The sequence below is a fragment of the Epilithonimonas xixisoli genome (assembly GCF_004365655.1).
Taxonomy (GTDB): Bacteria; Bacteroidota; Bacteroidia; order Flavobacteriales; family Weeksellaceae; genus Epilithonimonas; species Epilithonimonas xixisoli.
Genome location: NZ_SOEO01000001.1, coordinates 768,973 through 789,814, shown reverse-complemented (window position 1 = coordinate 789,814; position 20,842 = coordinate 768,973). Strand labels below are relative to the sequence as shown.

Genomic DNA, 20,842 nt, shown 5'->3' with positions numbered 1-20,842 from the left:
TAAAAAGTAATATTTGGGCAGCTTTTCCGCCTTCCGCTCCCAATCTTTTTTGCAGAACTTTTCTTAATTAAATAGAAATTGAGTACAAGCAAAAAAGGATTTCCGCTCAAGTCGGGCTGCGGTTTTTTTCATCAGTAGAAATTTTCTACATAAAATTGAACATCAATAAAAAATAAGAAATGAAAGTATTCATCAACAAAAGAATTCCACAAATCGGAATCGATATTTTAAAAGAAAACAATCTGGAAATCATCACTTCAGAAAACGATAATCCAAGCCACGAAGAATGGTTGGAAAACTGTAAAAAAGCAGACATCATTTTGAATGTCGGCAAGAACAAATATGACAAAGACTTTTTCGACAATTGTCTCAATGTAAAAGCGATTGCTCTATTTTCGGTAGGATTTGACCAAGTCGATATTGCAGAAGCGACAAAACGAAAAATCCCAGTTGGAAACACGCCAGATGTTTTGAGTAGAGCTACTTCTGACGTTGCATTTCTATTGATGCAAATGGTTTCCAGAAAAGTCAATTATAACATCGAAAAAGTAAAATCAGGAAACTGGAAAGACTTCGACGCTTTGGAAGAACTCGGTCAAGAATTGTATGGAAAAACTTTGGGAATTTTAGGACTTGGAAGAATCGGTTTCGAAATGGCTGAAAAATGCAAATCGGCTTTTGGAATGAACATCATTTATCACAACAGAAATCACAATGAAGAAGCTGAGAAAGAACTGAATGCAAAATATGTTTCTTTTGAAGAACTTGTTCAGAAATCTGATGTAATAAGCATTCACGCCAATTTCACGCTGGAACAAGCGGATATTTTCAACAAAGAAACTTTCGAAAAGATGAAACCAAATCTTATTTTCATCAACACCGCAAGAGGTGGATTTCATAATGAAAAAGATTTGTACGAGGCTTTAGAATCAGGAAAAATCTGGGGTGCAGGTTTGGACGTAACGAATCCGGAACCGATGGAAAGTGACAGTCCACTACTCCAACTTCCCAACGTTTGCATCTTGCCACACATCGGTTCTGCAACTATCGAAGCCAGAAGCGGAATGTCCAAATTGGCATCAGAAAACGTGGTAGCTTTTAGTAAAGGTGAGAAAATGCCAACCATCGTGAATCCTGAAGTTTATGAATAATTAACTTCTGACATTGAAATCTTGGAATCAAATTTGTCTGTAATTCATTAACCAAAAAAATAAATTATTATGATTACGCAAAATAATAAAGATGAGCAAGACAGAAATTTGGAAGATTTGAATTACAATCCCGGCGAAGATATTTTCAACAGAGAAAAGCATATTCCGCTGGATGGCGATGGAAATCCAATCCGAGATGCCAGTCAAGTTAACGACGAAATGCCTTTCGGACTCGACGTTCCTGGCGCTGAAGACGATGATAATTTTGAGCAGGTCACCAATCAATTGCCAGACGAAGAAAATAATTATTACAGCACCAGCGATAATGAAGATGACCACGAAGAAGAAAACGACGACATCGTAGAATAAAATTAAAGCTTACCAAATCGGTAAGCTTTCTTGTTTTTAGTTTTCAAAAATTCTTGACGGCTTTTTATTTTCATCAATTGCAACCAAGGTAAAATCCCCGGAAACGGCTTTCTCACGAACATCTCTGTACATTTCTTCTACAAAAATCTCGACATTCACTTTTACGCTGGTGTTGCCCACATATTTTACTTTCCCAATCAACTCAACCAAAGTATCAGCAGGAATTGGTTTTTTGAAATCGATTCTGTCACAACTCACGGTTACGAATGATTTTCTGGCAAATCTTGTTGCTGTCATAAACGCCACTTCATCCATCATTTCCATTACTTTTCCGCCAAACATTGTGTTGTGATGATTGGTTGTATTAGGAAAAACAACTTTGAAAACGTGGGTTTCTGATTCCTGAATTTGGGTTTCGTAATTCATTTCTTTTTTTTAGAATTAATATTAAACATTGAAATGAATAGAAAATTGAATTTCTACTTCAAATCGCGAAAGTTTTTGGGGATCCGACTTCTCATTCAAATGAATCACGGTTGCGCGACAGCTCGTGGATTGCACACGATTCACCCATTTTTTTGATGGTGCAAATATAGGTTTTAGGAATTGTTATATGAAAAATTATTAAATTAGATTCTGACATCCTATTAGAAAATTCCTCTCCTTTGGAAGTTCGATGGTTTACCAAAGGTAAATTATCGGGGTGGTCAATCAAAAAAACATAAACAAATGAATGAAATCCTAACCCAAATCAACGGAATTCCCATCCTTAGAAACTTCGTAGAACATCTACCCTACAATCCTCACCTGAAAAAAATTATTAAGCGGAAAACGCCAAGCCGGAATCCTAAGCGAAGTTCTTTTCTGGAACCAAGTTCGTGCAAGAACATTTCATGACATCGATTTTGACAGACAAAGAATTATAGGAAACTATATTGTCGATTTTTATGTAAAAACGCTTGGACTAATCATTGAAATCGATGGTTCAAGTCACGACGAAAAACAAGTTTATGATGGAATAAGACAAACTTATTTGGAATCTCTGGGATTGAAAATATTCAGAATTACAGATTTTGATGTGAAGAATAATTTGACATTGGTAATGAAAGAATTGGAGGATTTTATTATTGAAAATTACAGATGCTAAAATTCTCCTCCTATAAATGGGGGATTCGACCAAAGGGAGAAGACGGGGTGATTCCGCATAATTGACCACCCCCTAAATCTGAAATTTACAATTTCAAATTTCTCCCCTCCAAGGGAGGGGAATTTTTTCTCAATTCATTATTGTATATTTTTCAAATTGAATATCTTTAAAACTTTGAAAATCGAAACTTCATTATGAAAAAAGTTTTTAAAAAATATCTATTTTCTCTATTCCTAACTCCGCTTTTACTATTAATTATATTTTACTTTTTATCAGCAAAAGGAGCCGTGGGAACTTATGGTGTCAATAAAACTATTAATTTTGGAGGAATTGATATTGATGGAATTTTGAGAAACCCAATTTATACCGGTTCTTTTTTCCTTTTTACGTATCCAATATATCTTTTAAGCTATTTTATCATTTTTCTGATTGGAAGATTTACAGATTTTCTATATTCTATAGTTCATTTCATTATATTTATTTTAAACTACATTTTACTTTCTAATAATTCTGAAAATAGAATTCTAATTCCATTCACAATTTTTGGTTTTATGTTTTTCATTTTAAATATCTTTAAAACCATAAAAAAGCCATCAACTATCAACCAACAACTATCACCTAAGTAATGACTTTCCAACAACAAATCCAACAAGGTATTCCCTCCGAATTACCTCAACCAAAACCATACGAAACCCAAATCAATCACGCGCCGAAACGTAAAGAAATCCTATCAGACGAAGAGAAAAAACTTGCTCTGAAAAACGCTTTACGTTATTTCGAACCCAAATTCCACGCAGAATTGTTGCCTGAATTTCGGGAAGAACTGGAAAAATACGGCAGAATTTATATGTATCGCTTCCGTCCCGACTATGAGATGAAAGCAAGAGACATTGCCGAATATCCAGGGAAATCCGAACAAGCAAAAGCGATTATGCTGATGATTCAGAACAATCTGGATTATGCCGTGGCGCAACATCCGCACGAATTGATTACGTACGGTGGAAACGGTGCGGTGTTCAGCAATTGGGCGCAGTATCTTCTGACGATGAAATACCTGTCTGAAATGACTGACGAACAGACATTGACAATGTATTCCGGACATCCGATGGGATTGTTTCCTTCGCACAAAGATGCGCCAAGAGTCGTAGTGACAAACGGAATGATGATTCCAAATTATTCCAAGCCGGATGATTGGGAAAAATTCAATGCGCTGGGTGTTTCGCAGTACGGACAAATGACGGCCGGATCTTATATGTACATCGGTCCGCAGGGAATTGTGCACGGAACGACGATTACCGTTTTGAATGCTTTTAGAAAAATCAATAAAGAACCGAAAGGCGGATTATTTGTCACTTCAGGTTTGGGCGGAATGTCTGGCGCTCAGCCAAAAGCCGGAAATATCGCAGGCTGTATTACGGTGATTGCAGAAGTGAATCCAAAGATTACCAAAATCCGTCACGAACAGAAGTGGGTGAATGAAATCCACGAAAATCTGGATGAACTGGTGGCAAGAGTAAGAAAAGCTCAGGAAAATCAGGAAACGGTTTCTTTGGCTTACCTTGGAAACATCGTCGATATCTGGGAGAAATTTGATGAAGAAAATTTAAGAATCGATATCGGTTCAGACCAGACTTCACTGCACAATCCTTGGGCGGGCGGTTATTATCCGGTCGGGCAAACCTTTGAGGAATCCAATACGATGATGGCAGAAAACCCTGATTTATTTAAAGAAAAAGTTCAGGAAACCTTGAGAAGACACGCTTCCGCCATCAACAGACATACAGCAAAAGGAACTTATTTCTTCGATTATGGAAATGCTTTTTTACTCGAAGCCTCCAGAGCCGGAGCTGATGTAATGTCAGAAAATCCTACGATTGGAAGGGAGTTCAAATACCCGAGTTACGTTCAGGATATTATGGGACCGATGTGTTTTGATTACGGTTTCGGGCCGTTCCGTTGGGTTTGTACCAGCGGAAAACCGGAAGATTTGCAGAAAACCGATGATATTGCGTGTGCCGTTTTAGAAGAAATGATTAAAACATCGCCCGAAGAAATCCAACAGCAGATGAAAGACAATATCACGTGGATTAAGGGCGCTCAGGAAAACAATCTGGTCGTTGGTTCGCAAGCGAGAATTCTGTATGCCGATGCCGAAGGAAGAATGAAAATCGCTGAAGCCTTCAACAAAGCCATTGCCAACGGAGAAATCGGAGCGGTGGTTTTGGGAAGAGACCATCACGATGTTTCGGGTACGGATTCGCCCTACAGAGAGACTTCCAATATTTATGACGGCTCGAGATTTACGGCAGATATGGCGATTCACAATGTGATTGGCGACAGTTTCCGTGGGGCGACCTGGGTGAGTATTCACAACGGTGGTGGCGTTGGTTGGGGCGAAGTCATCAACGGTGGTTTCGGGATGTTGCTCGATGGAAGCGATGATGCCGACAGAAGATTAAAATCAATGCTTTTCTGGGACGTCAACAACGGAATTTCCCGACGAAGCTGGGCAAGAAATGAAGGTGCTGTTTTCGCAATTAAAAGAGCAATGGAAGCTGAACCGAATTTGAAGGTGACGTTGCCGAATTTTGTGGATGAGAGTTTGTTTTAAATTTAACAAATGAAAAAAATATATTTCTTAATCACATTTTTTATTTTCAATTTCTTTTTCTCCCAAACAGATTATGTTTTGAAACTGAAGTTCAATGAAAAACATTTTCTTTCTAGCTTTATCAGAAACAATGCAAAAAATGAATTTGTTCTGAATGCTTTTAGGAAGGCAGACTCTATTACACAAAATTCTTTGAATTATAATTATGTCAACATTTTAGATTCTGTTTTAAAAAATGAATTTAAAATTAGTGAAAAAGAGAAGCGAAATTTATCCGATTTGGAGAAAAAACAACGAGATTCATTATCTTTCGAAATGCAAAATGGAAATTTACTCAGCTTATATAAGAAAATAGTTCAAGTAAATTTTGATTCTGAATTTTTAGAAAAAATATTGATTGATAATGAAATTAGAGGTTTTAAAATTACCCAAACCGATTATAATCAATTTACAATTAACTTCATCAATAAAGAAAATTTAGAAAAAACAAAAACTATTTTCTTTAATAGTCGATTGTTTTTTCACGAAGCAATTGATGAAATAGAATTAGAAAAAATTCATCATTGCTTCTTGAATGAAAATAACAATTTGGTTAAAAACAATTATTTGAAGAAGGAAAATAACCATCTGTTAATCTATAAAGATGTTTCAATTCCTATTCTGGATTATTACCAAAAGTCTAAATGTTTTGATTCAAGAAATGTTACTTTTCTATTAAACCCAGGAAAAGATTTCGATATTTTTTCAAAATTATTTTTTGTTAGAAAATCTGATAACCTGGAAAATAAGCTTATCAATTCTGTCGAGGGATTTTATTTTGAAGGCCATAAAAATGAAGAAATTTATGAAGACAACCTTTTCTACATTTCTCTTTTTTTGAATGATTATGGTAAAAACATTTTAGTGAAATTCACAGAAAAAAATGTCGGCAAAAAAGTATTTATTGGAGACAAAAATGAATTTTTATTAAGTCCCAGTATTTCTGATAAATTAAAGAATGGAAGAATTGTATTAAAAGGAAATTTATTTGATGAAAATTGGCAAAAAATATATGAATTAGTTAAATTCGAGGTTTTTAGAAATTCTTTAGAGATTAACTCTCATTAATTATCACGATCGTTGTCAAATTTTTATTAAATTTGTATCACATAATGAGACACAAAACATAAAATAATGATAGCAGAAATCCAAAAATACATCGAAATTCAAAACAATATTGATGAAATTCTTAAAAATTCTCCAGTCAAATTATCCTTTATCATAGAAAAATCTGGAATCAAAAAACCAACTTTTTTCAAGAAGCTTAAAGACAAGCGATTTACGCCAGAAGAATTACTAATTATTGCGCAATACGTAGATCCTAAAATTTGGAGCAATGAAACCAAAAAAGAGGTTCTAGAATCTTTACATAAAACTATAGAAAATTTTAAATAATATTAATCACTAAAAAGTTAAAATTCAAATGAAAACGAAAGGTTCGTGAATTCCTTTTAAGATAAAATAAAAAAATGATGAACAAAAACCTAGGAATCATCGGCTTCGGCTGGCTTGGAAATCACATCGCAGAAAGACTATCCAACCGATACAACATCTTCGCAACCACTACCACCCCTTCCAAAGCAAAAGACCTCAGCGCCAAAGGCTACCACGCTACTTTAGTGAATTTTCCAGACAAACTAGACCCTGAGATGAAACCGTGGGATGTCGCAAAAGACTTAGACGCCATTATCATCAGCGTTCCGTTTTCCGGACTTCGAGGGGCACAGATTCAGATGAATGACAAACGCCAAAACCTTCTCAATTTCCTCGGCGATTACAAAGGTCAGCTGTTCCTACTCAGCTCCACTGGCGTCTATCCGGAGACCGAACAAAATTTCACAGAAGCTGACAAACCGGCGCAGGAAGTAGAAAGTGAAAATTTCATTTTAGAACAATTTCCCCAAACCAATATTCTGAGATTAGCAGGCTTGATGGGCGACCAAAGGCTTCTCAAGAATTACAATATCTCGAATCTCGATTTGCTGGTGAACCACATTCATTACGCTGATATTTGTTCCGCGGTGGAAAAAATGCTGGACAACAATTCCGAGTCCCAGGTTTACAACATCGTAGCGCCCATCCATCCGAACAAAGAGGAAGTTATCAACGCTCAAAAAGGACTCTCCTACTCTGGCGAACGAACTCCCATAGGCAGAACCATCTCGCCCGCAAAACTGATTGCAGATTTCGATTTTGAATTCCAATATCCCGACCCAAGATATTTCCATCTTTAGAATAGTAAAACTCAAATCTATACAACTCAAAACCTGCATACCAGCAGGTTTTTTTTCATTAACACAACTCATTGCCAACGCAATAGGTATTTTTCATTAATGATAAAATGCGGTATTTCTACGGAATTATCATTTGCTTTTTTTCGCAAACTTTGCCTTGCAAGTACAACGTATTGAACCAAGTCTTCGTAAAAAAGGATCGATAAAGTCGTACAAGCAAGATCAGAAATTTGTTTTAATCAATATATCCTGGCAAGCTCATATTAATTCGAAAAACTACAGATTATGAAAAAGCAATTCTATTTTTTTGGTTTGATTCTATTGGCCACCATCACACGTGCACAAGTCGGCATCAATACAGACAATCCTAAATCTACACTGGACATCAACGGTGATCTCACCATAAGAACCGTTGCGAATGTAGAAACCATCAACCCAGATCATTCTTTTCTCATAAGAGACAACTCTGTAGCTGGCGATGGCGCTATCAAGGAGGTGAGCAGCAACTATCTTTCACAAAGAAATACAGCATACTACGCCACCAGAACCGGAAATTGGTCTTTGCTAAATCTAAATCTAGGGGGAGGTTGGCAAAAACTAAGTCTCACAGGCACATCCGACACAAAACTCGGAAATCCTGCAATATTTAACAATGGTGTTTACACGGCTACAAAACCCGGAATCTATATGGTAAATTACGAAATACAATTCGAATCCGGCGTGAATGTAGAACTCCTCGGCGGGAAAAAACTAGGGCTATTGAAAAACAATTCTCTTTGGGAAGAAAAAAGTTTTGACGGAGTCAGGCTTGCCATCTTGTTTCTGGAAATCGCCTCCATTCCCGTTACCTCATCCAGCATCCAATCTATTGTAGAACTCAATACGGGCGACTCTTTGACCTTTGCGCTTAACTCCAATGGCTTATTGGATCTGGGACTTCTTACCAATGCCAAAGTCAATCTCTATGTGTACAGAATCTCCCATTGAGGCTTTTCTGTGACAGCACTTCATCAAGTTTTGAAGGTTAATTGGTAATATTTTCAACGTCATTTCCAACCTTTGGAGTTAAAAATGCATCTTACTATAAAAATGCACCGCTATGAAAGTTACCATCCCAAAACCGTGTCACGAAAACTGGGCGAATATGACGCCCGAGGAAAAAGGCAGATTCTGCCAAGTCTGTTCCAAAAGTGTGAGAGATTTCACCAGCGCGTCTGATCTGGACATCATCACAGATCTTTCCGAGAACCCCAACATCTGCGCCAGTTTCCGAGTGGATCAATTGGACAGAAATCTCAGCTATTCTTTCATCAATTCCTTGTTTGCAAAATTTGCCGTTGGATTTGTCCTCACGTCCGGAGGTATAGTCTCGGCACAGACGCAACCGAAAGTGAATCAGCCCGTAAAAACGAGTTCTCCAACCAAGATTACTGGCGAAGTCGTTCAGGTGCAAGTTCCTAAAGAACCTGTTAAAAGAGACCAGAATACACCCTTTAGACTTGGTAAGATCGCAATATCTGATGCTGATAGACAGAATCCAAATACGCAACATTTCAGAACTGGAGCGCCTTTATCCATCAACGAAAAGAATCTACCATTATACGTTGCAGATGGAAAAATTATTACAAATAAACAATTTCAGCAGATTGATTCGAAGAACATTAAGGATATCAAAGTTTTAAAAGGTAAAGACGCTACTTCCAAATATGGAGCGAAAGGGAAAAATGGGGTTGTGATTGTTAGTTTGAAGGGGAAACAGTTTTTTACGGATTGATTTTAAATGGAATATTTCAGTTTACTAATTATGCATAGTTAATTTTACTACATTCATTCAAATAATGTTTATATTCATCCAAGTCTTCTATAAAAAAAATCTTATCTATAATTGAAGAATATAAATTATCATTACTGAAAGTAATTTCTTTATTTCTAAATCGCTTTATATAACTTTTTATCAAGTTTATAACAAATGACGTGAGATAATGTCCCTTAATAATCTGGGATATTGTTTTGTCCGAATTATCAATCTTATTTTCAATGTCAATTTTTAATTCGTTCGCATAATTGATTGGTAAATCTTGTATATAGCTTAAAATTTTGTTAGGACATAAATTTAATGATTTAGCACTCTTCAAATGCCTCATACAAGAATCTCCTAAAATTTTAACTGATGAATTAAATTTATTAGATAATATATCAAAAATTAATAAATTTTTAACATCCTGTTCAAACATTTGAAAACATTCTTCAATTTCTTGAATTTTATCAAAATCAGTTACTCTAACATAACTTTTAATTACTTCATTTAATATTTTTGAATTATATAACGTATTCTCTATGGAATGTCCATAAGTTAGCAAAACCCTATCATGAATATATCTTTGTTTAACTTCTTCATCATAAAAATCCAAATAATCACGATCTAGAGCAACATAAATTCTAGCATCATCTTCAATTATTTTATCTATAATTTTTTCAAGATTTTCTCCCCCTCCAATTTCTTCGATATGTAAATCGAGACTCAATTTACTAGTAAACTCATACCAGAATAATGGATCATCAATCCCTTCAACATATAGAACGGCTTTTTTATTATAAAACAGAGCTTTTGCCTCGAGCGCTGCTGTTGAGTATTCTAAATTATCCATTAATAATTTTTTCCATATTTATCACACTACTAAAATTCCTACCTACTATCTCAGGTGAATGGGTTGCCAAAATTATTTGGGAATTTGGATTTAAATCTCTAATTGACGTAATTATCATTCGTTGCCATTCTATGTGTAATGAAAGTTCAGGTTCATCCGCTATAAAAATTGAATTATTCTCCTTTTGTAATAATGTTTCTGTCAATAGTATTAGCAATTGTTTTTCACCGGAAGATAAATCAGAGTAATCAATTCTACTTTGATTATCACTAAAAATTCCAATTGCTCCTTTTTTACTTCCTTGTAAAGAAAAGTATTTATTAGAGTGAAATTTATTAAGAAGATTTATGTAATTATCAACCCTAAAAAAAACTTTTTTCTTATCATCTTCCAATTTAGAAGATAGATCTATTATTTTTTTTGTACGCTTAACAAGAGTTAAAGGTGTTACATCATTAGGAAATATTGGCGTATTTTTTTCACTTTTTAAACTAGAATTAATTTTTTCAACTGACTTCTTTAACTCTTCAGTATGTATTTCAATTTTCTGTTCTGTTGTCGAATCTAAAATTCCAAGTACAGAATATGCTTTTGAAAGTCCAAGTCGAATCTCTTCTAGATTAATTTCAATATGTTTAGTAATATCGATATAATCAAGATTTTCGTCGAAAAGCATAATCTTCAAGACATCTTCTTGGAATTTTTTAGATAGCTTACTAACCTCAGTTTCTAATTCCAGCTGATATACTGTCAAATCACTTATTAGTTGCTCTAGTCTATTATCTATTGCATTATAGATTTCGCTAGAATTTCTTTCTTCGATACTGTCATTAAAAATTTTTTCACGACTAACCGAAAGATATGTTAAATTAACTAAGGGCTCCAAAGAATCCTTAATTGAGAATTTTTCACGTAAATATTTTGGATGAACTCTACCACTATTTAAGCTTCTTAATTCTCTAGTACTTAAGATGGGAATTCTAAAAACATTAGTCCCAATTTTATATTGTAGTTCTTTGTATTGTAAATTATGTTCTATTTTAGAAATAGTAATTTTTCGGTTGCTTTTTCCCTGTTGCAAATGAATTACTAATTCATCAAACTTTGTTGATACTAAATTCTCTAGGTTAACGCTTAAAGCAGCTTCTATAAGGTTTATAAAAGTAGTTTTTCCAGTACCGTTTCTGCCTATAAAAATGTTAACATTTTCATCTAAGTTCGTTTCAATAGAAAATTTATTCCAAAAACCAGTAACTTTTACTTTTCTAATTTTATACATAATAATTATAATTAATAGGTATTTGCACAAAAATACAAACAATTCTATATATTCAAATCACAAAAATAGCTATCTTAAACTACTTACAATTACGGTTTTCCGTAAACAACAAAAAAATCAAAAAACCACTCTGCAAAACTGTCAAAAACCACCCAAAACTAAAAGCTAACAAAAACACACTTAGGTAACGGAAAGGTAACAGCGATGTAACGGAAACTGTCTCTCAAAATAATCTGTCAAAATGACAAAAACCACTTAGCTTAAACCTTCTTTATCCACAGAACTCTACCATACTCATAAAATAATTTTGAGCTACCAATCATTCACGCATTTCTAAATCAGCAATTATCTCTATCTTAGCGCTATGCAACCGATTGCACAAAATTTAAAATAATGAAATCTAAAATAGCGTTACTGGCGATCAGCTTCCTTACAATGGCGTGTACTGCGCAGACAAAAGATACTTTGGCGGAGAAGGTTTTGGTCTATCAACTTCCAAACGGCGGTTGGGGAAAACACCTCGAGGACAAATCTACCGTGAACTACGATCTCCCTCTCAGCAAAGAACTCACCCGCAGCATCAAGGAAACCGGAGATGACCACGCCACAATCGACAACAATGCGACCACCAAAGAGATCAACATCCTCATCAATGCCTACCAAACCTCCAAGAACCCAAGCTACTTAAAGTCAGCCGAAAAAGGAATTGCGTACTTGCTACAGATGCAATACAAAAACGGCGGTTTCCCACAATATTATCCTAACAGATCGCTGTACAGAAAGCAGATCACTTACAACGACAACGCAATGATCAACGCATTGACGGTTCTTTACAACGTGGCAGAAGGCAAAAACGGCTTCGAAGTCGTGGATGAAAAACTGAAGACCAAATCAAAACTAGCCGTCCAAAATGGCATCAATTGTATTCTTAAAACTCAGATTCTACAAAAAGAAAAACTCACGATCTGGGGCGATCAATACAACGAGATCACCCTTGTTCCAGAAAAAGCCAGAGCATTTGAGCCCGTTTCCCTGGCAAGTGCAGAGTCTGTGAATATCATCAAATTCCTGATGATGCAACCCGTAACGCCAGAGATAGAACGCGCCGTGAAGTCCGCCATCCAATGGTTCAAACAAAACAAGATCGAAGGTTTCAGTTACGAAGTGACGAAGGAAAATGGGAAAGCATTGAGAAAATTGGCGCCAGAAAAGAACTCGGTGATCTGGTCCAGATTCTATGATGTGAATGACAACCGTTCGCTCTTCGGAGACCGCGATGGAAGCATCAAATACAATTACAACGACGTCTCGGAAGAAAGAAGAAACGGCTACAGCTGGTATGTGGACACTCCTCAAAAACTAATCGACAAAGAATTCCCGAAATGGCTGGAGAAAAATAAACTGGCGGAGTAATTCGATAAGAATTTGTATTTGGAATCATTCTTGAACCTCTTCCATAAAAATCGTTCATTATGGAAGCAAGTACAATCAAAACCATCGCAAAATATGGCTTAGGCGCAATGCTGATCTCAGCTGGAATCGGACATTTGACCTTTGCAAGAAAAGAATTTCAGGCACAAGTTCCGGAATGGGTGCCATTGGAAAAAGATGACACTGTAGTCTATTCAGGAATCGTTGAAATCGCAATGGGCGTCGCCGTCATCACAGCACCCAAGAAATACGAATCGCTTGTCGGGAAAATCACTGCAGGATTATTCACTGCCGTTTTCCCGGGAAACTACACCCAATACAAAGAAAGAAGAAACGCCTTTGGACTGAATACAGATAACAAGAGATTCGCAAGATTGTTTATGCAACCAGCGTTGATTGCTTGGGCTTTGAAATCGACGGATGGTAAATGATTCTACACATAAGGTCTTCGACTCCGCTCAGACTGACAATTATTAAAAAGATTACTTTAATGTCATGCTGAGCGGAGTCGAAGCATCTGCAATATACTAAAATAAAAACTCAGCTATTGTTGAGTTTTTTTGATTTTCGGATAGAATAAATCTATGTTAACAAGCGCTGAGAATCAATCTTTATCTCTAAATTTATACTTCGAAAAATCGAATTTAATTTCACATTAAATAAAAAACTATGAGTTCAGTACAAACCAATTTCAACCATTTGTTCAAATCAGAAAACGAAATCCCGGAAGAATATAAAGTTCCCATCATTCACCAAAGAGAATATCTTTTGAATGGAGAATTAGTCCAATGGAATGGAGAAATTACCGAAATCTATTCCCCAATCTGCATCCCAACCGAAAACGGACTGGAAAGAAAACTTCTTGGAAGCATCCCCAACATCAGTCCACAAGATGCGATGGATGTTTTGGAAGCCTCGGTAAAAGCTTATGACAACGGACTTGGCAAATGGCCAACGATGTCTGTGGAAGGCAGGATCAAATGTATGCAGAAGTTTGTCTATCTAATGATCAAAGAGCGGGAATTGGTCATCAAACTACTGATGTGGGAAATTGGCAAAACCCTCCCCGATTCTACCAAAGAATTTGACAGAACTGTAGATTACATCAACCAAACCATCGACGCTTTGAAAGAACTCGACAGAGAGTCTTCCAGATTCCAACAGGCGGAAGGCACGATTGCCCAGATCCGAAGAGCGCCACTCGGCGTGGTTTTGAGTATGGGACCTTTCAATTATCCGTTGAATGAGATTTTCACAACGTTGATTCCTGCTTTGATTATGGGAAATACAATCCTGTTCAAACTTCCGAAACACGGCGTTCTTGCACATTATCCATTATTGAAAGCTTTTCAAGAAGCATTTCCCGCAGGAACAGTAAACACGCTTTATGGAAAAGGTGCCGAAATCATCACGCCAATTATGGAAAGTGGAAAAGTGAATGTTCTGGCATTTATCGGATCGAGCAAAGTTGCAAATGGTTTGAAGAAACTTCATCCAAAAGTCAACAGACTAAGAGCCATTTTAAGTCTTGATGCGAAAAACGCCGCCATCGTTACCAAACACGCCAACCTCGATATTGCAGTCAGCGAAATTATTCTGGGCGCACTTTCCTTCAATGGACAAAGATGTACCGCTTTGAAGTTGATCTTCGTTCAGAAAGAGGTTGCTGAGGAATTCACCAAGAAATTGACAGAAGCTGTTTCCGCTTTGAAAGCAGGTTTGCCTTGGGAAAAAGATGTGAAAATCACGCCACTTCCGGAAGTCAACAAACCGCCTTATCTGAAAGAATGCATTGATGACGCTTTGGAGAAAGGTGCAAAAGTCTTGAACGAAAACGGTGGTTACAACGAAGCATCATTCGTTTTTCCAGCCGTGGTTTATCCTGTGAACAGCGATATGAAATTGTACCACGAGGAGCAATTTGGTCCCGTGATTCCGGTTGTTCCTTTTGATGATATCGAAGAACCAATTGACTATCAAGTGAATGCTTCGCACGGAATGCAAGTGAGTATTTTCAGTGAAGACGCTTTGGAAGTTTCTAAACTGATTGATGCTTTTGTAAATTTGGTAAGTCGTGTGAACATCAATTGTCAGGCGCAAAGAGGTCCGGACGTTTTCCCATTCACAGGAAGAAAAGACAGTGCGGAAGGAACGCTTTCTGTCTTTGATGCCTTGAGATCTTTCTCGATTCGATCTTTGGTGGCAGCGAAAATAACTGATTCGAACAAAGAACTTTTAAATACGATTGTCAGAGATCACGATTCTAATTTTTTGAGTACGGATTATATTTTCTAAGAATATTTAATATCATTAATGGAAACCTTCGTCACAGAAGGTTTTTTTTGTGTTCTTATTTTAAAAGATTAATTTTATAAAAAAACAAACCCAAATATGAAATTCAAATATCTCATCATTTTCGTTGTGATTAATTTAGATCTCACCGCTCAACATTTAATTCCATTCAACAACAATGGAAAATTTGGACTTTGCGATATCGAAGGCAAATTATTATTAGAACCAAAATACGACGAAACTCGATTTTTCTCCGCAAAAACCAATGGTTATGCAATCAAAGAAAATGGGAAATATGGTTTGATGAACAAAGATTTGAAACTTGTGATTCCGTTCATTTCTATCAATCCTATTTCAGAAACCAGTAATGGATATTTGATTTATATTTCTGATAAAGAAGTTCATTATTATTCCAAAAATTATCAATTGACGCAAAAGAAAACTTTGGAAAGCAGGTCTGGAAATTATAGTCCGCTTGACATCGTGAAAGATGAAGACATTTCTCATTCTTATTCTAATGAAAAAGTATTGGATTTGCTTAATAAAAAATATCCTGGAAAAGGCAAGATCAATGTTGTATCCGCCAATAATACACACTACGAATTATGCTCAAAAACGGATGAAGGTCAATGCAAACCTTTGGGCGTTTTCCTGCCCAAGATTTCTGTTTTTCTACTGAATGATGAAAAAGCGGTTTATAAAAATGTGACTTGGAGTCCAAGCATTTCAAAATACATTATTCTAGTAGAAAATGGCTCCGAAAAATATGTGATCGATCAGGATAAAAAGGTAATTTTTCCAGCCAAAGAGTACGACAGAATTTACATTCAGAAAAATTACATCGCTTATAAAGATAAAAACTCCAGTTCCAAAAAAAGTGTCACACATTATTACATCATCACTTCCGGAACTACTATTGAAAACAAATTTTCTTCTTTCAATCCTGCAAAGACTTTGACGATTGATGGTAAAAAGTTTGAGATTTTCCGGGCTAAAATTAATAATTACAAGAATCATCAATCGGACGATGTTTACATTGGCGAAAACGGAAAATCGTATTTCAAAGTAGATTATGAGTTTGATAATTAAATAAACGGATTGCAATAATGACAAAACAATTCTAAATATTTCCTAAAATCCGCCAATCAATTTCAGTATTGCTTTTTTTGCAGTATTTTTGAGGTTTAAATTTCTGAATTGAAAAAATTAGATAAATACATCATAAAGACCTTTTTTGGTCCTTTCCTTTTTATCTTCAGTGTACTGTTCTTCATTTTTATTGTGAACATCATCTGGACGCAAATGTCGCAACTGACGGGGAAAGGATTGACTTACTGGGAGATTTCCAAATTCCTTTTTTACCTGGGAATCAGTGTCGTGAGTATGGTTTTGCCGCTTACTATTCTCCTGTCCTCGATTATGACATTTGGGGATTTTGGAGAGAGATATGAGCTGGCTGCGATGAAGGCTGCAGGAATCTCACTCGTGCGGGTGATGATGCCTCTCTTCATCACGGTTGGGATGCTTGCCGGCATTCTGTTTCTGTTTTCCAATAATGTGATTCCGGATTTCCAGCGGAAAGCGAAGAATATGATGTTCAATATCATCTCTTCTAAACCTGCGATCAACTTTACACCAGGCGTTTTTATAGATCAAATGCCTGGTTATTCTGTTAAGTTTGATAAAATTTCTGGTATAAATGGCGATAAATTAGATGGTGTTTTTCTCCACAAAAATGCAAGTCCATACGACAATCAACAGACTGTTGTTGCAAAAACAGGAAAATTTGCAACAGCTGAAAATCCCAATTTCTTGAAGTTAATTCTTTACAATGGTTATGTTTTCGAAGATAATATTGCGAACAAACCTTACGAAGAACGAAAAAAACAACCCAATCAATCGGTGAAATTTGACAGCTTGGTTTACCATATCGATATTAGCGAAGTCATTAACAATGCGATAGACAAAGAAAAAATTACGGACGATTACCGTTTCCAAACCTATGCGGAAGTGAATGAAACACTGGTAAAAAACAGAAAAGGAAACGTCACAAATCTAGGTTCTATCGTAGCTCCTGTGCTTTCTCAGACCAATAATCAGGTTCAATACATCGATAAAATTAAATCCAAAGAGAAAATTACCGAGCCTTATAAAATTGACACTTTAAAAAAAGAAAAGAAACTGGAAGTTCTCTGGGAAGCCTACAACAGAATCGAAACTGTGAAAACCAGCATGGAATCTAATGAAAATGCCATAAGGGAAATCGTAAAAGGACATAACAAAATCGTGATCTATCAGCAAAGAATCGTGTCTTATTCCTTCACGTGTATGATTTTCTTTTTGATTGGTGCAAGTCTTGGATCCATCATCCGAAAAGGCGGAATGGGACTTCCGGTGATTATTGCGATTGTGATTTTCATCATTTTCTACGTGGTGAATCTTACAGTGGAAAATCTCTCTTGGAAAGGCTCTCTCAATCCTTATCTGGCGACTTGGATTCCGAATCTAATTTTATTTCCATTTAGTATTTGGTTGACATACAAAGCTTTAACAGATTCTCAGCTATTTGACATCGAAAAATACCGAGCGCTGTTTAAACCAATTATTGATAAATTCAGCAAACCGAAAGAGCATCAACGTTATCAATAATTTCCATTCATCAAAAACGATATTAATTTACATTAATAGAGAAACATTACCATATTTTAATGCTAAATTCGTGGTAGAAATCTAAATTTATGAAAAAAATAATTATCGCTGTTTGTACCGTGGCAGTCTTGCAATCTTGCATTGTTTCTACTGCTACCAAAGTTGTTGGTGGTGTAGCCAAATTGGGTTACAAAACCGTGAAAGGAACTGTAAAAGGTGTAAGCTGGGCGGTGAGCAAGGCCAAAGGAAAGATAGACGAAGACCGGATCGACGGAACTTGGAAAGTGATTGGCGTTTACAAAGGTTCTTTCGAAACTTTTACGAATGATCCAAACCCAGAAAGTTCTTTTGACAGCGAATGTGTAGAGGGATTTGACCAGATTATTTTCAATTCTAAAAAGTCTAAACTAAAACCCGTGCATTGCAGCACAGAGAAACTGAGTTGGGAAAAATATGATTTCGAATTTGGGAAAAACCCGTTGACTAAGGAGAAAGAAAATTATATCAAATACAACTCGAGCAACTACATTTCCATCATCGACATCAACAGCAAAACAATGATTTTGGAAGGAAGCCTGATGCCAAAATTGGCTTTTTCCGGCGGTAAATTGTATCTTTTGGAAAAGGTGAAGTAGTGAATTTTTACTTTAAATAAAAACCTCTGACAGACTTTTCTATCAGAGGTTTTTTTATGCTAAACCGAAATATTAACGTACTTTTCGAAGTAATGAAAATCCTCTTTCCTGTTGATATTAATATGAAACATCATCTGGATGGGATCTTTGCGGCCAATGCTTTCGAAGCTGTCAAAACTGGCGATTGTGGCGTAGATTTTTTTCATTTTCAAATCCTTGAGAATGACAAACGTGAGAAAGATATTCTGATTGATTTCCTTGGCGTAGATTTCTGCATCCTTTTCGAATTTGACGCCCTCATTTTGTACTTTTAGAAAACTTTCTGACTTCAGAGATTGTAGTAATTTTGCAAGGTTCATATTATTAATTTTTAAATTAGAATCTTAGATAAAGGTTGTCCCTCATTTTCTGAGAGACAACCGAAATGTGGATTGATAAGAATCTAATTTTCTTTAATTCTAATGAAGAACTAAAGAATCATAGTTTTTGAGAAAAAATGAAATTTCTGGTTTCATTGTACCGTAAAAGTAAAAAATATGTGACTAATTATTTTATGACTGAGATCATAATAGCACTTTTGACACTGATTTATTTGAAATTTCAAGTTTCAAATTTTGATTAAAAAAAATTATTCTAGCGTGAATGAAAACTCACTTCCACTACCGAGTTCACTTTTAACATAAATCTCGCCGCCTTGCGCTTCCACAAATTGTTTACTGATGTTTAATCCCAAACCTGTTCCTTCTTTTTTTGTTCCCGGAATTCTAAAATATTGATCGAAAATCTTATTCAAGTATTGTTCTTCAATGCCTCGTCCAAAATCTTTTACAGAAAATCTGATTTTATCATTTTCATTTCGAACATCAATGTCAATCTCGGAATTTTCATAGGAATATCGAATTGCGTTTGAAAGCAAATTATTAAGAACCCAAGACGTTTTTTCTGCATCAGCAAAGACATTTGTAAGTCCGTTTTGTATATTGATTTTTATCTGAATTTGTTTTTGTTCCGCTGCCGATTTGTTAGCATTAATGGCATAATCAATGATATTTTGAATGTTAGAAAGTTTTTTATTAAGCTGAATCAAACCACTTTCTACTTGGGTTATATTGAGTAATTCGCCCGTGATTTTTAATAGTCGATTAGAATCTTCTTTGATGCCATTAACCAAATTTTTTTGTTCATCATTCAAATTTCCGATTTGGTTATTTTCCAAAAGTTGCAATCCCATTTGGATAGATGAAATTGGTGTTTTAAACTCGTGAGAAACAGTTCCCAAAAAATTGGTTTTAGCCAAATCCAATTCTTTAAAAGGTGTAATATTCCTCAACATTATCACCTGACCAATAAAACGGCTTTCCTTCTCGCCAGTCGGAATGACATTAATATCGACAATCTCTTTTTCAAAGTAACTTTCCTTTCCGTCCGCATAGATTTTCATCGGTTCATTATTTGGATTTACATTTTCTGGCTGAATCAATTCTTTAATCAAATCTCTAACTAAATCATTTGTCACAGCAACATCCTGAATCAGTTTTCCAACAAAATTTTCCTTTCTAAGACCTGTGATTTTTAATGCTTCATCATTCACAAAAAGCACTTTTTTATCTTCATCAATTCCGATAACTGGGTCGTGCATATTATCAATCAATGTCTCGATTCGTTTTTTGCCTCTGATGATTTTATCCAACTTACTTTCAGAATATTCCTGAAGTTTTTCCGCCATTGTGTTGAAGGATTTTGCCAATTCTCCAAACTCACTTCTGCTTTCAAAATGGACACGTTCCTTGTAATTCTGATTCGCAATTTCCTTGATACTTTCACTTAAACTTTTGATGGGATTTGCAATGTTGGATGGCAGATTCACCAATAAAATAAAGGCAATAATAAAGCACAACATTCCGGTTACAGAGATTGCCATTATTGCACTTTTCGCCGTAGAATCCGCAATGCTGCTTTTATGTTCGATAGCACTCATATTGAGTTGCATCAATTCAGCAATATCTTTTCGAATTGATGATTGAAGAGTTACATTCCCAGATTGTTTTTTCAAAGCATCAAAATGAATGGCGACATTATCCGTCGCTTCTTTTTCGCCAGGTTCGGTCACGTTTTTTTGCTGCTTTTCCAAATGTTTTTCAAACACATTGAAAGCCAATGGGTCAGAATTGATTTCTTCCAAAGCCAAAAGCATATTTCGGGAATATTCGAGCGTATTGTAATTGGCTTTCAGAATGTTATTGGTATCTTTTTTAAGTTGATTGATGTACCAACCGCTTAAAACAGACAATATCAAAATCATCAGGAAAAGTAACCCAACGCCAGCGTTTAATTTAGTTTTAATCTTCATTTTTAAT

22 protein-coding genes are annotated in these 20,842 nt (G+C 35.7%); 17 read left to right on the top strand and 5 right to left on the bottom strand.

All coding sequences use genetic code 11. The annotated features are described in order from the left end of the window. The first annotated feature begins 179 nt into the window (after positions 1-179). Together B0I22_RS03730 and B0I22_RS03725 are read left to right on the top strand one after the other, a co-directional pair. Positions 180-1,151, top strand: coding sequence for a 2-hydroxyacid dehydrogenase (locus tag B0I22_RS03730; protein WP_133943313.1), 972 nt, complete (start codon positions 180-182; stop codon positions 1,149-1,151). A gap of 69 nt (positions 1,152-1,220) precedes the next feature. Continuing rightward, entirely contained in the window at positions 1,221-1,520 is a 300-nt protein-coding gene (locus tag B0I22_RS03725) for a hypothetical protein (protein ID WP_133943312.1), read from the top strand. 36 nt (positions 1,521-1,556) lie between these two features. Here the strand turns inward: B0I22_RS03725 and B0I22_RS03720 are convergent, their stop codons facing one another. After that, complete coding sequence (locus B0I22_RS03720; RefSeq protein ID WP_133943311.1) at positions 1,557-1,946, bottom strand: acyl-CoA thioesterase; 390 nt, start codon at positions 1,944-1,946, stop codon at positions 1,557-1,559. Positions 1,947-2,249: 303 nt separating this feature from the next. Between B0I22_RS03720 and B0I22_RS16225 the strand changes: the two genes are divergently transcribed. From B0I22_RS16225 to B0I22_RS03680, 9 genes are all read left to right on the top strand, one after another. Then, positions 2,250-2,417, top strand: coding sequence for a hypothetical protein (locus B0I22_RS16225; protein WP_221411212.1), 168 nt, complete (start codon positions 2,250-2,252; stop codon positions 2,415-2,417). Then, complete coding sequence (locus B0I22_RS03715; RefSeq protein ID WP_221411220.1) at positions 2,365-2,667, top strand: endonuclease domain-containing protein; 303 nt, start codon at positions 2,365-2,367, stop codon at positions 2,665-2,667. The genes B0I22_RS16225 and B0I22_RS03715 overlap by 53 nt, the downstream gene beginning before the upstream one ends. A 194-nt stretch (positions 2,668-2,861) precedes the next feature. Next, on the top strand, positions 2,862-3,293 hold the full coding sequence (locus B0I22_RS03710) for a hypothetical protein (RefSeq protein ID WP_133943310.1): 432 nt from the start codon (positions 2,862-2,864) through the stop codon (positions 3,291-3,293). Continuing rightward, a complete protein-coding gene (locus B0I22_RS03705) occupies positions 3,293-5,278 on the top strand; it encodes a urocanate hydratase (RefSeq protein WP_133943309.1) in 1,986 nt (661 codons plus the stop codon). The genes B0I22_RS03710 and B0I22_RS03705 overlap by 1 nt, the downstream gene beginning before the upstream one ends. A 9-nt stretch (positions 5,279-5,287) precedes the next feature. After that, positions 5,288-6,385: a hypothetical protein gene (locus B0I22_RS03700; protein ID WP_133943308.1), complete on the top strand. Its 1,098-nt coding sequence runs from the start codon at positions 5,288-5,290 to the stop codon at positions 6,383-6,385. A gap of 66 nt (positions 6,386-6,451) precedes the next feature. Further along, positions 6,452-6,712 (top strand): hypothetical protein, encoded by a 261-nt coding sequence (locus tag B0I22_RS03695; protein ID WP_133943307.1) that lies wholly within the window; start codon positions 6,452-6,454, stop codon positions 6,710-6,712. Between the two features lie 74 nt (positions 6,713-6,786). Further along, complete coding sequence (locus tag B0I22_RS03690) at positions 6,787-7,551, top strand: Rossmann-fold NAD(P)-binding domain-containing protein (protein WP_133943306.1); 765 nt, start codon at positions 6,787-6,789, stop codon at positions 7,549-7,551. A gap of 285 nt (positions 7,552-7,836) precedes the next feature. Next, positions 7,837-8,538 carry a hypothetical protein gene (locus B0I22_RS03685; protein WP_133943305.1) on the top strand — a complete coding sequence of 234 codons (702 nt, stop codon included), beginning with the start codon at positions 7,837-7,839 and terminating at the stop codon, positions 8,536-8,538. A gap of 112 nt (positions 8,539-8,650) precedes the next feature. Continuing rightward, positions 8,651-9,325, top strand: a complete 675-nt coding sequence (locus B0I22_RS03680) for a TonB-dependent receptor plug domain-containing protein (RefSeq protein ID WP_133943304.1) — start codon at positions 8,651-8,653, stop codon at positions 9,323-9,325. Positions 9,326-9,353: 28 nt separating this feature from the next. On the opposite strand, the gene B0I22_RS03675 is transcribed toward B0I22_RS03680, so the two are convergent. Both B0I22_RS03675 and B0I22_RS03670 read right to left on the bottom strand, forming a co-directional pair. Beyond that, positions 9,354-10,199 (bottom strand): DUF4435 domain-containing protein, encoded by an 846-nt coding sequence (locus B0I22_RS03675; protein WP_133943303.1) that lies wholly within the window; start codon positions 10,197-10,199, stop codon positions 9,354-9,356. After that, positions 10,192-11,478, bottom strand: coding sequence for an AAA family ATPase (locus B0I22_RS03670; protein WP_133943302.1), 1,287 nt, complete (start codon positions 11,476-11,478; stop codon positions 10,192-10,194). Before B0I22_RS03670 ends, B0I22_RS03675 begins: the two co-directional genes overlap by 8 nt. A 393-nt stretch (positions 11,479-11,871) precedes the next feature. Between B0I22_RS03670 and pelA the strand changes: the two genes are divergently transcribed. The 6 genes from pelA (at position 11,872) to B0I22_RS03640 (ending at position 18,485) form a co-directional block, all read left to right on the top strand. Next, on the top strand, positions 11,872-12,891 hold the full coding sequence (gene pelA / locus B0I22_RS03665) for a pectate lyase (RefSeq protein WP_133943301.1): 1,020 nt from the start codon (positions 11,872-11,874) through the stop codon (positions 12,889-12,891). A 59-nt stretch (positions 12,892-12,950) separates the two neighbouring features. Then, positions 12,951-13,340, top strand: coding sequence for a DoxX family protein (locus B0I22_RS03660; protein WP_034965509.1), 390 nt, complete (start codon positions 12,951-12,953; stop codon positions 13,338-13,340). 238 nt (positions 13,341-13,578) lie between these two features. Further along, entirely contained in the window at positions 13,579-15,204 is a 1,626-nt protein-coding gene (locus tag B0I22_RS03655) for an NADP-dependent glyceraldehyde-3-phosphate dehydrogenase (protein ID WP_133943300.1), read from the top strand. 96 nt (positions 15,205-15,300) lie between these two features. After that, positions 15,301-16,290, top strand: a complete 990-nt coding sequence (locus tag B0I22_RS03650; protein WP_133943299.1) for a WG repeat-containing protein — start codon at positions 15,301-15,303, stop codon at positions 16,288-16,290. Between the two features lie 108 nt (positions 16,291-16,398). After that, the gene (locus B0I22_RS03645) at positions 16,399-17,850 is read left to right on the top strand and encodes an LptF/LptG family permease (protein WP_133943298.1); all 1,452 of its coding nucleotides are present in this window, start codon (positions 16,399-16,401) and stop codon (positions 17,848-17,850) included. A gap of 89 nt (positions 17,851-17,939) precedes the next feature. After that, on the top strand, positions 17,940-18,485 hold the full coding sequence (locus tag B0I22_RS03640) for a hypothetical protein (RefSeq protein ID WP_133943297.1): 546 nt from the start codon (positions 17,940-17,942) through the stop codon (positions 18,483-18,485). A 59-nt stretch (positions 18,486-18,544) separates the two neighbouring features. Here the strand turns inward: B0I22_RS03640 and B0I22_RS03635 are convergent, their stop codons facing one another. Together B0I22_RS03635 and B0I22_RS03630 are read right to left on the bottom strand one after the other, a co-directional pair. After that, the gene (locus B0I22_RS03635; protein WP_133943296.1) at positions 18,545-18,844 is read right to left on the bottom strand and encodes a hypothetical protein; all 300 of its coding nucleotides are present in this window, start codon (positions 18,842-18,844) and stop codon (positions 18,545-18,547) included. 269 nt (positions 18,845-19,113) lie between these two features. Continuing rightward, positions 19,114-20,835, bottom strand: a complete 1,722-nt coding sequence (locus B0I22_RS03630) for an ATP-binding protein (protein WP_133943295.1) — start codon at positions 20,833-20,835, stop codon at positions 19,114-19,116. Positions 20,836-20,842: the final 7 nt, after the last annotated feature.

Excerpts from the sequence above, each read along its gene's own strand:
- B0I22_RS03670 (WP_133943302.1), bottom strand. The coding sequence starts at position 11,478 with ATGTATAAAATTAGAAAAGTAAAAGTTACTGGTTTTTGGAATAAATTT.
- B0I22_RS03690 (WP_133943306.1), top strand. The coding sequence starts at position 6,787 with ATGATGAACAAAAACCTAGGAATCATCGGCTTCGGCTGGCTTGGAAAT.
- B0I22_RS03730 (WP_133943313.1), top strand. The coding sequence starts at position 180 with ATGAAAGTATTCATCAACAAAAGAATTCCACAAATCGGAATCGATATT.
- B0I22_RS03680 (WP_133943304.1), top strand. The coding sequence starts at position 8,651 with ATGAAAGTTACCATCCCAAAACCGTGTCACGAAAACTGGGCGAATATG.
- B0I22_RS03720 (WP_133943311.1), bottom strand. The coding sequence starts at position 1,946 with ATGAATTACGAAACCCAAATTCAGGAATCAGAAACCCACGTTTTCAAA.
- B0I22_RS03635 (WP_133943296.1), bottom strand. The coding sequence starts at position 18,844 with ATGAACCTTGCAAAATTACTACAATCTCTGAAGTCAGAAAGTTTTCTA.
- B0I22_RS03710 (WP_133943310.1), top strand. The coding sequence starts at position 2,862 with ATGAAAAAAGTTTTTAAAAAATATCTATTTTCTCTATTCCTAACTCCG.
- B0I22_RS03655 (WP_133943300.1), top strand. The coding sequence starts at position 13,579 with ATGAGTTCAGTACAAACCAATTTCAACCATTTGTTCAAATCAGAAAAC.
- B0I22_RS03675 (WP_133943303.1), bottom strand. The coding sequence starts at position 10,199 with ATGGATAATTTAGAATACTCAACAGCAGCGCTCGAGGCAAAAGCTCTG.
- B0I22_RS03685 (WP_133943305.1), top strand. The coding sequence starts at position 7,837 with ATGAAAAAGCAATTCTATTTTTTTGGTTTGATTCTATTGGCCACCATC.
- B0I22_RS03700 (WP_133943308.1), top strand. The coding sequence starts at position 5,288 with ATGAAAAAAATATATTTCTTAATCACATTTTTTATTTTCAATTTCTTT.
- pelA (WP_133943301.1), top strand. The coding sequence starts at position 11,872 with ATGAAATCTAAAATAGCGTTACTGGCGATCAGCTTCCTTACAATGGCG.
- B0I22_RS03640 (WP_133943297.1), top strand. The coding sequence starts at position 17,940 with ATGAAAAAAATAATTATCGCTGTTTGTACCGTGGCAGTCTTGCAATCT.
- B0I22_RS03650 (WP_133943299.1), top strand. The coding sequence starts at position 15,301 with ATGAAATTCAAATATCTCATCATTTTCGTTGTGATTAATTTAGATCTC.
- B0I22_RS03705 (WP_133943309.1), top strand. The coding sequence starts at position 3,293 with ATGACTTTCCAACAACAAATCCAACAAGGTATTCCCTCCGAATTACCT.
- B0I22_RS03660 (WP_034965509.1), top strand. The coding sequence starts at position 12,951 with ATGGAAGCAAGTACAATCAAAACCATCGCAAAATATGGCTTAGGCGCA.
- B0I22_RS03725 (WP_133943312.1), top strand. The coding sequence starts at position 1,221 with ATGATTACGCAAAATAATAAAGATGAGCAAGACAGAAATTTGGAAGAT.
- B0I22_RS03695 (WP_133943307.1), top strand. The coding sequence starts at position 6,452 with ATGATAGCAGAAATCCAAAAATACATCGAAATTCAAAACAATATTGAT.
- B0I22_RS16225 (WP_221411212.1), top strand. The coding sequence starts at position 2,250 with ATGAATGAAATCCTAACCCAAATCAACGGAATTCCCATCCTTAGAAAC.
- B0I22_RS03630 (WP_133943295.1), bottom strand. The coding sequence starts at position 20,835 with ATGAAGATTAAAACTAAATTAAACGCTGGCGTTGGGTTACTTTTCCTG.